At 67.5% G+C, this 12,084-nt stretch carries 11 protein-coding genes and 1 tRNA gene; 6 read left to right on the plus strand and 6 right to left on the minus strand.

The window, feature by feature from the left end:
* Positions 1-132 precede the first annotated feature (132 nt).
* On the minus strand, positions 133-558 hold the full coding sequence (locus A7E77_RS05090) for an EF-hand domain-containing protein (RefSeq protein WP_063686319.1): 426 nt from the start codon (positions 556-558) through the stop codon (positions 133-135).
* Positions 559-695: 137 nt separating this feature from the next.
* On the opposite strand from A7E77_RS05090, the gene A7E77_RS05095 reads away from it, so the two are divergent.
* Both A7E77_RS05095 and A7E77_RS05100 read left to right on the plus strand, forming a co-directional pair.
* A complete protein-coding gene (locus tag A7E77_RS05095) occupies positions 696-1,913 on the plus strand; it encodes an argininosuccinate synthase (RefSeq protein WP_063686321.1) in 1,218 nt (405 codons plus the stop codon).
* A gap of 428 nt (positions 1,914-2,341) precedes the next feature.
* Positions 2,342-3,961: a hypothetical protein gene (locus A7E77_RS05100; protein ID WP_226341856.1), complete on the plus strand. Its 1,620-nt coding sequence runs from the start codon at positions 2,342-2,344 to the stop codon at positions 3,959-3,961.
* On the opposite strand, the gene A7E77_RS05105 is transcribed toward A7E77_RS05100, so the two are convergent.
* Positions 3,942-5,078: a GNAT family N-acetyltransferase gene (locus A7E77_RS05105; protein ID WP_063686325.1), complete on the minus strand. Its 1,137-nt coding sequence runs from the start codon at positions 5,076-5,078 to the stop codon at positions 3,942-3,944. The genes A7E77_RS05100 and A7E77_RS05105 overlap by 20 nt on opposite strands.
* Before the next feature lie 115 nt (positions 5,079-5,193).
* On the opposite strand from A7E77_RS05105, the gene A7E77_RS05110 reads away from it, so the two are divergent.
* Complete coding sequence (locus tag A7E77_RS05110) at positions 5,194-6,654, plus strand: hypothetical protein (RefSeq protein ID WP_063686327.1); 1,461 nt, start codon at positions 5,194-5,196, stop codon at positions 6,652-6,654.
* On the opposite strand, the gene A7E77_RS05115 is transcribed toward A7E77_RS05110, so the two are convergent.
* Positions 6,651-7,643: an NADP-dependent oxidoreductase gene (locus A7E77_RS05115; protein ID WP_063686345.1), complete on the minus strand. Its 993-nt coding sequence runs from the start codon at positions 7,641-7,643 to the stop codon at positions 6,651-6,653. The two genes, A7E77_RS05110 and A7E77_RS05115, sit on opposite strands and share 4 nt — an antisense overlap.
* Positions 7,644-7,750: 107 nt before the next feature.
* Positions 7,751-8,932, minus strand: a complete 1,182-nt coding sequence (locus tag A7E77_RS05120) for a DUF2171 domain-containing protein (RefSeq protein ID WP_226341857.1) — start codon at positions 8,930-8,932, stop codon at positions 7,751-7,753.
* Positions 8,933-9,191: 259 nt separating this feature from the next.
* Between A7E77_RS05120 and A7E77_RS05125 the strand changes: the two genes are divergently transcribed.
* The 3 genes from A7E77_RS05125 (at position 9,192) to A7E77_RS05135 (ending at position 10,818) form a co-directional block, all read left to right on the plus strand.
* Positions 9,192-9,267 (plus strand) — tRNA-Ala (locus A7E77_RS05125).
* A gap of 67 nt (positions 9,268-9,334) precedes the next feature.
* The gene (locus tag A7E77_RS05130) at positions 9,335-10,081 is read left to right on the plus strand and encodes an NUDIX hydrolase (RefSeq protein WP_063686349.1); all 747 of its coding nucleotides are present in this window, start codon (positions 9,335-9,337) and stop codon (positions 10,079-10,081) included.
* Complete coding sequence (locus A7E77_RS05135) at positions 10,078-10,818, plus strand: extensin family protein (RefSeq protein ID WP_063686351.1); 741 nt, start codon at positions 10,078-10,080, stop codon at positions 10,816-10,818. Before A7E77_RS05130 ends, A7E77_RS05135 begins: the two co-directional genes overlap by 4 nt.
* 15 nt (positions 10,819-10,833) lie before the next feature.
* Here A7E77_RS05135 and A7E77_RS05140 read toward each other — a convergent pair whose 3' ends face one another.
* Both A7E77_RS05140 and A7E77_RS05145 read right to left on the minus strand, forming a co-directional pair.
* Positions 10,834-11,385, minus strand: coding sequence for a hypothetical protein (locus tag A7E77_RS05140; protein ID WP_017979977.1), 552 nt, complete (start codon positions 11,383-11,385; stop codon positions 10,834-10,836).
* Positions 11,386-11,781: 396 nt separating this feature from the next.
* Complete coding sequence (locus A7E77_RS05145; RefSeq protein WP_043060174.1) at positions 11,782-12,069, minus strand: hypothetical protein; 288 nt, start codon at positions 12,067-12,069, stop codon at positions 11,782-11,784.
* Between the last annotated feature and the right edge of the window lie 15 nt (positions 12,070-12,084).

The following is a 12,084-nucleotide window of genomic DNA, read 5'->3' on the forward strand; positions in this document are numbered from 1 at the left end:
GCGCTACCGTCGCGCCTCTTGCCGAGACGTCAGAGGTTATGGATTCCCGCCTTCGCGGGAATGACGGGTGTGGTGGGCACGTTACCCTTCCCGTCGCCCCGGCCTTGAGCCGGGGTGACGGATAGACTGGAATTACCGCCCCTGCGGCAGCGCCTTGGCGGGGCCGCCCATCACCGCGGCGCGGGCGGCGGCGCGTTCGTCGAGGCTGATGACGCCGTCGTGGTTGAGGTCGTAGCGCGAGGCGATCGCGCGGAAGAGGCCCTGCATCTCGGCGGGCGACACCTTGCCGTCATGGTTGGCATCGGCGGTGTTGAACCACGCATCCGCCATCGCCTTCGCCTTGGCGGCGGGCATCTGCGTCTTGCCGACATCCATGCGCGCGACGCGGGCGTCGACCTCGGCGCGGCTGATGAAGCCGTCGTGATTGGTGTCGGTCTTATCGAAATCCGCCTTGATACGTGGATCGATCTTCGCTGCCGCCTTGGGATCGGCCTTGCCCGCGGCGAGCGCCGGGGTGGCGACGAGCAGCGGCAGGATGACGAGTGCGGTGCGGATCATGGGAACTCCGGAATACATGTTCGAAACGGGCCTGTAGGCCGCCGCGCCTAAACCCGCGGTGAACGCAGACGTTGCACCGCAGCGCTGTGGGCCGTAGGGGCGCGGCCATCCATTCCATGGTCCAAGGAACCCGTGCCGTGACCGATCAGATCAACCGCGTCGTCCTCGCCTATTCGGGCGGTCTGGATACGAGCGTGATCCTGAAATGGCTGCAGCAGACGTATAACTGCGAAGTCGTCACCTTCACCGCCGACCTGGGCCAGGGCGAAGAGCTGGAGCCGGCGCGCCAGAAGGCGCAGATGGCGGGCGTCAAGCCCGAGCACATCTTCATCGACGATCTGCGCGAGGAATTCGTGCGCGATTACGTCTTCCCGATGATGCGCTCGAACGCGCTGTACGAGGGGCTGTACCTGCTCGGCACGTCGATCGCGCGCCCGCTGATCGCCAAGCGCCAGATCGAGATCGCGAAGATGGTGGGCGCCGACGCGGTCAGCCACGGCGCGACCGGCAAGGGCAACGACCAGGTCCGCTTCGAATTGGGCTATTATGCGCTCAACCCCGACATCAAGGTGATCGCGCCGTGGCGCGAGTGGGACCTCACCAGCCGTACCAAGCTGATCGAGTTCGCCGAACAGCATCAGATCCCCGTCGCCAAGGACAAGCGCGGCGAATCGCCCTTCTCGACCGACGCGAACCTGCTGCACACCTCGTCCGAGGGGAAGGTGCTCGAGGATCCGTGGCAGGAGGTGCCCGACTACGTCTATTCGCGCACCGTGAACCCGGAGGACGCGCCCGACGCGCCCGAGTACATCACGATCGATTTCGAGCGCGGCGACGGTGTGGCGCTGAACGGCGAGGCGACCAGCCCGGCGACGCTGCTGACCAAGCTCAACGAGCTGGGCCGTCGCCACGGCATCGGCCGGCTCGACCTGGTCGAGAACCGCTTCGTCGGCATGAAGAGCCGCGGCATGTACGAAACGCCGGGCGGCACCATCTATCACCTCGCCCACCGCGGCATCGAGCAGATCACGCTGGATCGCGGCGCCGCGCATCTGAAGGACGAGCTCGCGCCGCGCTATGCCGAGCTGATCTACAACGGCTTCTGGTTCTCGCCCGAGCGCGAGATGCTGCAGGCCGCGATCGACCACAGCCAGGCGAAGGTCAGCGGCACCGTGCGCCTGAAGCTGTACAAGGGCGGCGTGTACATTGTCGGCCGCAAGTCGCCCAATTCGCTCTATTCGGAAAAGGTCGTGACGTTCGAGGACGATCAGGGCGCCTACGACCAGCGCGATGCGGCCGGCTTCATCAAGCTGAACGCGCTGCGCCTGCGCCTGCTGGGGCGGCGGGACGCCTAACGACCTCTCGCTTCGACGCCCTTTACCGTCATTCCCGCGAAGGCGGGAATGACGGTTGGGGGTGGGCGTTCGCCTCTCATTCCTCGTCACCCCGGACTCGTTCCGGGGTCCACCGCGCCGCGAGGGCGCGGCTGCAGCCTCTGCCCCCCCCACGCCGCGAAGTGGACCCCGGACCAAGTCCGGGGTGACGGTGTAACTGGGGCGAGGCGCATGCCCTCCCCCTCCCGTCACCCCGGGCTTGACCCGGGGTCCCGCTTTTTGGAGTTCGCCGGCGGAAAGAAGCGGGACCCCGGCTCGAGACCGGGGTGACGGAGGAGGCCCGCGTCCCCCCAACGCAGATCAACAAAATCCTCGCTTCATCGCACGCGTGCGGGAACTTTTTGCGACAATGCTTGTCGTGGCCACCCCGTAGCCCCTAAGGCGGCGCGATGCAGGGGCCTAGGCTGCACTGGTGGCAAACGCGAACGTTCGTCGTGGCGGTGGTGATCGCGACGATGATCCCGCTCGTGTGGCCGACGATCCCGCCGCTGGTCGATCTGCCCGGCCATATGGGCCGCTATCGCGTGCAGCTGGACGACGGCGCGCATCGCTGGCTGTACGACTGGTATAATTTCCAGTGGTCGATGATCGGCAATCTGGGCGTCGATCTGCTCATCGAGCCGCTGGCGCCGATCTTCGGCCTCGAACTGGCGGTCAAGCTGATCGTGATGGCGATCCCGGCGCTCACCGTGTCGGGCCTGCTGTGGATCGCGCGCGAGGTGCACGGGCGCATCCCGGCGACCGCGCTGTTCGCCCTCCCCCTCGCCTATTGCTACCCCTTCCAGTTCGGCTTCGTGAACTTCGCGCTGTCGATGGCGCTGGCGCTCAACCTGTTCGCGTTGTGGCTGCGCATGGGGCGGCTGGGCAAGGTGCGGCTGCGCGCGGTGCTGTTCGTGCCGCTGTCGTGCGCCTTGTGGATCTGCCACACCTTCGGCTGGGGCGTGCTCGGCATCCTCGCCTTCTCGGCCGAGATGATCCGCCAGCACGACCGGCGCAAGGACAGCCATAGCGGCCATTGGCTGGAAAGCTGGGTGCGCGCCGGCATCGGCTGCCTGCCGCTCGCGCTGCCCTTCCTGATGATGGTGCTGTGGCGCTCGGGCGACCATGTCACCGGCAAGACGATGGACTGGTTCAACTGGCGCGCGAAGGTGGGCTGGGTGATCATGTCCCTCCGCGACCGCTGGATGGCGTTCGACCTCGCCTCCGTCACCGTGCTGTTCGTCATCCTGCTGAAGGGCGTGCGCGACGAGCGGATCGAATATTCGCGCAACCTGCTGTTGTCGGCGCTGTTCCTGTCCGTGATCTACGTCGTGCTGCCGCGGATCGTGTTCGGATCGGCCTATGCCGACATGCGGCTCGCGCCGTTCGTGCTCGCCATCCTGCTGATCGCGCTGCGGCCGAAGCGCGGCCTGTCGTTCCGCGGCGCCGCGACGCTGGCGGCCCTGGGCCTCGCCTTCTTCGGCGTACGGCTCGCGGCGACGACGATCAGCTATTGGCAGTTCAGCCGCGAATACGACCGCACGCTGACCGCGCTGGACCATGTGCCCCAGGGCGCGCGGCTGCTGACCATGGTCGGCCGTACCTGCCATGACGAATGGCTCTATTCGCGTGAGGAGCATATCGCCGGCATCGCGCTGGAGCGGAAGCTCGCCTACGCCAACGACCAATGGTCGATGGCGGGCGGGCAGCTGCTGACCGTGCGCTACACGCCGGCCGGCGCCTTCGCGCACGATCCCTCGCAGCTCGTCACAGACCGGCGCTGCCGCGGCGAATGGTGGCGGCCGCTCAAGGTGTCGCTCGCCTTCCTGCCGCGACAGGCATTCGATTACGTCTGGCTGGTCAATCCGCCGCCCGTGGGGCCTGAGTTCCTGACCGGCCTGACGCCGATCTGGCGCAGCGGCAAGGACGTGCTCTATAGGATCGACGATCGCACGCCGCCGGCCGTGACGCTGGACCCGGCGCTGCTGCCGCCGCGCCGCCGGGCGATGCTTACGCCCCGCCCTTCCTGAACGGGGCGAGCTCCGCCAAATACGCCTGCTCCTCGGTGACGGCGGCGCGCTCGCGCGCCAGGAAATCGGCGACCGCCCGGCGGAACCCCGCATCGGGCAGATAATGCGCCGACCAGGTCGGCACCGGCACATAGCCGCGTGCGAGCTTGTGCTCGCCCTGCGCACCCGCCTCGACCGTCTTCAGCCCGCGTGCGATCGCGGCGTCGATCGCCTGATAATAGCAGAGTTCGAAATGGAGGAAGGGCACGTCCTCGGTGCAGCCCCAATAGCGGCCGTAGAGCGTGTCGGTGCCGATCAGGTTGAGCGCGCCCGCGATGGGCTCGCCGTCGCGCATCGCGAGGATCAGCAGGACGCGATCCCCCATCGCCTCGCCCAGCAAGGGGAAGAAGCTGCGCGTCAGATAGGGCCGGCCCCATTTGCGGCTGCCGGTGTCCTGGTAGAAGGTCCAGAAGGCGTCCCATTCCGCCTCGCCGATGTCCGCTCCGGTCAGGTGGCGGATGGTGAGGCCCTCGACCGCCGCCGCGCGCTCCTTGCGGATCGCCTTGCGCTTGCGGCTGGCGAGTTGCCCCAGGAAATCGTCGAAGCTGGCATAGCCCTGATTCGCCCAGTGAAATTGCGTGCCTTCGCGGATCAGCCAGCCCGCCGCCTCGAACGCCGCCACCTGATCGGGCGCGACGAAAGTGGCATGCGCGGAGGAAAGGCCGTTCTGCTCGGTCACCGCCTCCAGCGCGCCGATCAGCGCGGGCGCGGCGGCGGGATCGCGCAGCAGCAGGCGCGGCCCCGGCACCGGGCTGAACGGCGCGGCGACCTGCAATTTGGGGTAATAGGCCCCGCCCGCCCGCTCCCACGCATCCGCCCAGGCATGGTCGAAGACATATTCGCCCTGGCTGTGGCTCTTGGCATAGGCCGGCGCGATGGCGACCGGCGCGCCGTCCGCCCCATCGACCACGATCGGCACAGGCTGCCAGCCGGATCGCCCGCCGACGCTGCCCGATTCCTCCAGCGCGGCGAGGAACGCGTGGGACACGAAGGGATTGGCAGTGCCGGCGCACGCATCCCATTGCGCGGCCGGAATGGCGCGCACGCCCTCCACCATGCGGGCGGTGAGCGCGGTCATGCGGCGACGGGACAGGCAGTCATCGCCGCCAATATAGGGCGCGACGGACGCTTGCCGAGGGGGTGGTGCGACGAAGACTGGACGCCGCGGTGCCCCCTTGCGAGGGTGGCGGTTCATGACGCTGCCTTCCTCCCTGCGATCCCCACCGGCGACCGCCGCCATCCTGCTTGCCGTCGCCCTCGCCATCCGGGCGTGGCAGTTCGGCAATCCGGTGGTTCATATCGACGAGCAATTCTACCTGCTGGTCGGCGACCGGCTGTGGCAAGGGCGCGGTTTGCCCTTCGTCGATTTCTGGGATCGCAAGCCGTTCGGCCTGTTTCTGGTCTATGCGGCGACCCGGATGTTCGGTGGCGATGCGGTGATCGCCTATCAGCTGGCCGCGACGCTGTGTGCGGCAGCAACGGCGTGGGTCGTGCAGCGGCTGGCATGCCGGATCGCGGACGGCTGGGGCCCGCTGTTCGCCGGGATCGCCTATCTCGTCTATCTGTCGGTCAACGGTGGCGATGGCGGGCAGAGCCCGGTCTTCTACAATCTGCCGGTCGCGCTGGCGGCCTGGGCGGTGGTCCGCGTCTACGAACGGTCCGCGTTCGATCGCACGGCGGCCGGATTTTCCGCGCTGGCGATGGTGCTGTTCGGCGTAGCGCTACAGATCAAATATTCCGTGTTGTTCGAAGGCGTCTATTTCGGCGTCGCGCTGCTGGTCGCGGCTCGCAGACTGCCGGTGTTGCGGATCGCGGGCTGGGCGCTTCTATGGTGCTTGCTGGCGCTGCTGCCGACCGCAGCGGTGTTCGCGCTCTACTGGCATGTGGACGAGGTCGACGCGCTGATCTTCGCCAATTTCCAGTCGGTGTTCCTGCGCAAGGCACCAGAAGGCGCGCTGATGGCGGAGCGACTAGGGATGATCGCGCTGCACCTGCTGCCGTTGCTGATCGTCGCGGGACTTGGCGTGACCGGCGTCACGCGTCTGAGGCCGGCGGGACGCCTGCTGATCGGCTGGGCTGGGGCGGCGATCGCCGGACTGCTGCTGTTCGGCACCTATTTCGACCATTACGCCCTGCCGCTGGTCGTGCCGCTGGCCGTGCTCGCCGCGCCGGTACTCGGGCGACCGATCCGAGCGCTGCGCCGTTCCGTCCCCGTCGCTGTGCCCGTGCTGGCGGTCGGCCTGTGCTATGTGCTGGTCAATACCATCGTGCTGCGCGGCACGCGCGGCGATGGCCGCGGAGCCTATCGCCTCGCCGCGACGATCGGCCGGGCACCGGATGGCTGCCTGTTCGTCTTTCAGGGCGATCCGATCCTGTATCAGCTGACCAACGCCTGCGTGCCGACCGCGTACAACTTCACGACCTTCCTCAGCGAAATGGGCGACAGCCGCACGCTGGGCATCGATCCGCATGCCGAACTCGCCCGCGTCATGGCCGCCCGCCCAGCCTATGTCGTCATCAGCAGCGTCGATCCCGAAGCCACGGATAGAGAGGCGCGCGACTTCGTGATGCGGCAGCTTGCACGCCATTACCGGCTGGTCGACCAGTTCGCGCTCTCGGAACGGGTCGACCAGCTGTATCGTCGGGTGGATTAAACCCGCACCAGCATCTTGCCGGTGTTGCCGCCCGAGAACAGGCCGAGGAAGGCGTCGGGGGTCGACTCCAGACCGTCGAACACCGTCTCGTTGCGCTTGAGCTTGCCGTCCTTCAGCCAGCCGCCCATGTCGCGGTAGAATTCGCCCGCGCGGCCCATGTAATCGCTGACGATGAAGCCCTGGATGCGCATCCGCATGCCGATGAGGCGGGCGAGATAGCGCAGCTCGGTCGGCTTGGCGCTGTTGTACACGTCGATCATGCCGCAGATCGCGAAGCGGGCGTGCAGGTTGCCGTGCGCCAAAGCGGCGTCGAGATGGTCGCCGCCGACATTGTCGAAATAGACGTCGATGCCGTTGCGCGCGACCTCGCCCAGCGCCTTCACCACCGGCGTGCCGCTCTTATAGTCGATCACCGCATCCGCGCCGAGCGACTGGACCCAGGCGCACTTGTCCGCGCCACCGGCCGAACCGATGACGTGGCAGCCCTTGGCCTTGGCGATCTGCACCACGGTGGACCCGACCGCGCCCGCCGCTGCCGAGACGAAGACGGTGTCGCCTTCCTTCGCGCCCGCGACCTCCAGCAGGCCGAAATAGGCGGTCATCCCGGGCATGCCGAGCTGGCCCAGGAACGCCTGCGGATCGACGTCGAGCTGGGGCAGCGCCTGCACCTGTTCGGCGGGCAGGATCGCTTCGTCGCGCCAGCCGGCGAAATGCTGGACGGTGTCGCCCTGCTTGAACCGGTCGGAACGGCTTTCGACGACGGTGCCGATCGCACCGCCTTGCATCGGCTGGTCGAGTTCGAACGGCGGCGTGTAGCTCTTCACGTCGTTCATCCGGCCGCGCATGTAGGGATCGACCGACAGCCACGTGTTGGCGATGCGTACCTCGCCATCGTTCAGGTCACGCGCGGGCAGATCAACCAGCGCGAAATTGTCCATCGTCGGCAGCCCCTGGGGGCGTGAGGTCAGCGTCCAGGCACGGGCCATCATGTCTCTCCTGCAAGAATCTCAGCATGATCTGGCGCAACAAGTTGCAATATGCAACGCAAAAAGGCCCGGGATCGCTCCCAGGCCTTTTCCGTCGTTACCGCTCGGGATCAGTAGGTGCCCGAGAAGCTCCGGTTGAGCGTCTTGCCATCGGCATCGGCGGAACCGCTCGTTCCCGTCGTGCCGGTGGTCGTTGCGCTGGACGTCGTGGTGCTGGTCGAGCCGGTCGACTGGCCGCCATACGGATTGGTCGTGCGGTTCTGGTCGCGGTCGCGATCGTCACCGAACATGGCGCCGTTGCGCTCTTCATCGCGCCACGCGGCCTTCGCCTCGCTGGCGGTCTTGCGCAGCGTCACCTTGCCGTCGACCGAGTCGAGCCAGCTCGACGGGATCGAGTGGTGATGACCACCGGCAGCGGGATCGTTCTTGGTCAGGATGATGCGATCGCCGCGCACCTTGTCCACCGTGCCGACATGCTCGCCGTCGGACCCGACGACGTCCATATGCTCGTCGACCTTGTTCAGCAGGTCGCGCTGGCCCTGACGGCCGGTGCGCCACGCGCTGAATTCATTGCTGAACTTCGTGCGGTTTTCCTGGCGATATTCGTGATAGTCGCGGTCCAGCGCGTCGATCTGGCCACGGCGCCAGCTGTGGTAATCATCGTCCTGCGCGCCATAGGAACGCTCGTCCATGCGCGAATCATATTCGCGGCGACGCTCCGCCTCCTCGTCACCGAACCACGAGCGGACCTCGTCCCCGGCGCGCGCGAAGAAGCCCCGCTCTTCATAGTCATAGCCCTGCGGCTGACGGCCATAACCCTGCTGCTGCGAGCGGCCATAGGCCTGCTGACCACGATCGCCGCGGTCGCCACGATAGTCGCGGCTATACCGGTCGCGATAATTGTCATCGTCGGCATGCTTCGAGGCACCGAAGTCTTCGAACCGGCGGCCACCCGAACCGTAGCTGCCGTGATATTCGCTGGAATAGCCGCGGCTCGCGTCCGCGCCATAGCGGCCACGCTCGCCGTAGCGGTCGTTCTGCATACCATAGCCGCCACCGCTGCGGCCGGTTTCGTAGCGCGACTGCCGATCGCGCTGGCCGTAGCGCTGGTTGCCATAGTCGCGGCCGCCATAGGGACGATCATCGCTGGATTGGCGATCGCGGTTGCCCATCATGCCTGCGGATTCGTAATCGCGTGCGCTCGAATAGGTGTAGTCGCGGCCTGAGCCATAGTCCCGGGTGTAGTCGTCACCACCGGAAAAACTGGCGCCGGGATAGCGGTCGTAACCCATGATCGTCTCCTTGAAAGCAAACATCCTGCGGGGTGGGCACATCGTATCGCGTGCGCCTGCTCCGGACCTAACAAGCATCAAGAGAGGGCTTCGTTCCTGTCATTAAACCTGCGGAACGACTTTGCGTCGTGCCGGACGAACGGGCTGCCGCAGGCGGGATCGACCGCATTTTTTGTGGGGACACGTATCGCCGTTGTTGCATCGCCCGAATGGGGCGGCTAAGGGCAGCGCTCCCGGGCACGACCCGGGCCCGGGGTGCGGGGCTGTAGCTCAGATGGGAGAGCGCTGCAATCGCACTGCAGAGGTCAGGGGTTCGATTCCCCTCAGCTCCACCACCACCCCGTTTCTCGCTATCCCACGATCGCCGGCTCCCATCGCACGCATGACGCGTTAGGATACGCGATGGCCGACACTTCCATTCCCGCCGCTACCCTTGTCCTATTCCGCGAGCGGGCTGGGGCGCCGCCCGAAGTGCTGATGACCGAACGCGCGCGGGCGATGGCCTTTGCCGGCGGCGCGATGGTGTTTCCAGGCGGGCGCATCGATCCGGGCGACCACGCGCTCGCGACGCTGATCGGCGGGGGCGCGGATGCCGCCGCGCGAATCGCCGCGATCCGCGAGACGATCGAGGAGGCGGGCGTTGCGGTAGGCGTCACGCCGGCGCCATCGGCCGAACGGCTCGCGACGATGCGCGCGGGGCTTCATGCGGGCGAGGCGTTTGCGGACATATTGCACGCGGCGGGCCTGACGCTGGACCTCGAGGCGCTGGTGCCGTTCGCGCGCTGGCTGCCCGACCATCCCGGCATCCGCATTTTCGACACGCTCTTCTTCCTCGCCCGCGCGCCGCACGATGCCGCGCCGAAGGTGGACGCCACCGAAACGGTGCGGCTGCTCTGGACGACCGCGGCGGACATGCTGGCGGCGGCGGACAGAGGGGATGCCGCGATCATCTTCCCGACGCGTCGCAACCTCGAACGCCTGGCGCAATTCGACAGCTTCGATGCCGCCGTGGCGAATGCCCGCGCCTATCCGGTGCGGACGATCACGCCGCATATGGAGGTGCGCGACGGCGTGCCGCACCTCTGCCTGCCCGACGATAGCGGCTATCCCGTCACCGCCGAACCGATCGAGGCGGTGCGGCGCGGGTGAGCGCGCAGCGCGCCCTCCGCCGTACGATCGGCTGGATCGCCGCGATCGCGGTGATCGGCACGGTGGCGCTGCTGCTCTGGGGCATGGCGCGGGGCCGGCCACAGGACCTGCCGTGGACGCCGCTCGACCTGGGGGCGCCGATCGGGATGTTCACCGGGGCGAAGCTCACCGCGCTGGGCCGCGACTTCCCGCAGTGCCGCGCCAAGCTGGACGCGGCGGGCGTCCGCTACACCGCCCTGCCGCCGCGGCGCGACGGCGCGCAATGCGGTTATGACGATGGCGTGCGCCTTACCGCGGGCGGCGCGCGGCAGATCAGGTTTCGCCCGGCGGGCCTGGGCATCGCCTGCCCGGTCGCGGCGGCACTGTCGGTGTGGGAATGGCAGGTGGTGCAGCCCGCGGCACAACGGCATTTGCGCAGCCGGGTCACCGCCATCGACCATTTCGGCAGCTATTCCTGCCGCCGCATCTATGGGCGCGACGCGGGTACGTGGAGCGAACATGCCACTGCCGATGCGGTCGATATCGCCGGCTTCCGGCTCGCCGATGGCCGGCGGATCACCGTTGTCGGCGACTGGACGGGGTCGGGGGACAAGCCCGCCTTCCTGCGCGAGGTACGCGATGGGGCGTGCCGGCTGTTCGCGACGACGCTGTCCCCCGACTATAACGCCGCGCACCGCGATCACCTGCACCTCGATCAGGCGGATCGCGGCGCGATGGGCTGGCGGGCCTGCCGCTGAGGCCGTTACCGGCCTTCAGTGCGGTAGCGCGGCGGAGCCGTTGTCGACCTTTTCCACCCAATGCGGGAAGAACGCCGGCTGCCGGTTCGACCAGCCCGATGCGGTCGCCGCCGCCTCGCTGATCGACTGGAGCAGCTTGCGCCGCAATTCGGGATGGAGGTGCGGCAGCGCCGCCGCCGCGCAGAAGGCGCTGGGCAGCCACGGCCGCGCCTCGGCGCCGATCAGCCGTTCGTAGAGGAAGCGGAACGCCGAGAAGCTGGTCAGCCGCCCCTGCCCCAGGTCGAACCCGGCCAGCGTCACCAGCGGCGCGAGGAATGGTTCAACGAGTGCGAGATCGGCATCGTCGGGCACCATCTGGCGCAGCGCCGGCAGCCCGCGATACAACCGCGCCTGCGCGCGAATACTCGCCGCCTCGACCACATCGCGCGACCAGCGCGCCATGGCGTCGTCGCGGTCCAGCCCGATATCGAGACTGCGCCGGATGTAGCGCTGCGTCGCGGCCGGAAAGCTCGCGAATTCCTTCATTTCAGCCAGCGTCATCGCGCCTTCGGCTCTCTTGGCACCCATGATCCGTCTACCCCGCCCCATGCCTTACCAATCGCCCGACCTTGCCACAGGTTGGTTAACAACCCGATGAATGGCGGGGGTCGAAGCAGTCACAAAAGCATCATGAAACGCGCTGCATCGCAACATGCTTTGCGATGGGTGGAGTGCGGCTCGTCGCAAAAGCAGGTTTGTGTCGCCGTGGCGTAATTATCGTGCGTGACACCCTCTTCCGTCACCCCGGACTCGTTCCGGGGTCCACCGGGCCGCAGGGGGACGGCAAGAGTCTCCACCCCCCCCCCTCGCCGCAGAGTGGACCCCGGAACAAGTCCGGGGTGACGGAGTGGGTGGGGCGAGGTCCCGAATACAAAACGGCGGCCCCTTCCGGGACCGCCGCTCTTTACACCAAAGCAAACCGCGTCACTTCTGCCGCGCGCGCTCCGCGTCTTCGTCATAGCCCGACGAGGGCGCGGGGTCCTGGCTGTGGACCGGCTGCGTCGACGAGAGCGGATCGCTCGCGTCCATCGACTGGTCCAGCCCGGCGTCGAGCCGTGCGTCCTGGTCTTCCGGATTCTCTTCCAGACGCGCGTTGATGGCTTCGTCCTGCCCGGCATCCTGCCGCGGATTGCGTTCCTGGTTGCTTGCCTGTTCGCCGTCCGGCGCCACAGACAGGCTGTCGAGCGCGCGCTCATCGATCCCGTTCGTCATCCCATCCTCCTGTGA

Origin of the sequence: Sphingomonas sp. NIC1, assembly GCF_001638925.1 — a bacterium.
GTDB lineage: Bacteria > Pseudomonadota > Alphaproteobacteria > Sphingomonadales > Sphingomonadaceae > Sphingomonas > Sphingomonas aquatilis.

Coding starts and splice junctions, on each gene's coding strand:
- A7E77_RS05090 (WP_063686319.1), bottom strand. CDS start 558: ATGATCCGCACCGCACTCGTCATCCTGCCGCTGCTCGTCGCCACCCCG.
- A7E77_RS05100 (WP_226341856.1), top strand. CDS start 2,342: ATGCAGGGGCCTAGGCTGCACTGGTGGCAAACGCGAACGTTCGTCGTG.
- A7E77_RS05105 (WP_063686325.1), bottom strand. CDS start 5,078: ATGACCGCGCTCACCGCCCGCATGGTGGAGGGCGTGCGCGCCATTCCG.
- A7E77_RS05110 (WP_063686327.1), top strand. CDS start 5,194: ATGACGCTGCCTTCCTCCCTGCGATCCCCACCGGCGACCGCCGCCATC.
- A7E77_RS05115 (WP_063686345.1), bottom strand. CDS start 7,643: ATGATGGCCCGTGCCTGGACGCTGACCTCACGCCCCCAGGGGCTGCCG.
- A7E77_RS05120 (WP_226341857.1), bottom strand. CDS start 8,932: ATGGGTTACGACCGCTATCCCGGCGCCAGTTTTTCCGGTGGTGACGAC.
- A7E77_RS05130 (WP_063686349.1), top strand. CDS start 9,335: ATGGCCGACACTTCCATTCCCGCCGCTACCCTTGTCCTATTCCGCGAG.
- A7E77_RS05140 (WP_017979977.1), bottom strand. CDS start 11,385: ATGGGTGCCAAGAGAGCCGAAGGCGCGATGACGCTGGCTGAAATGAAG.
- A7E77_RS05145 (WP_043060174.1), bottom strand. CDS start 12,069: ATGACGAACGGGATCGATGAGCGCGCGCTCGACAGCCTGTCTGTGGCG.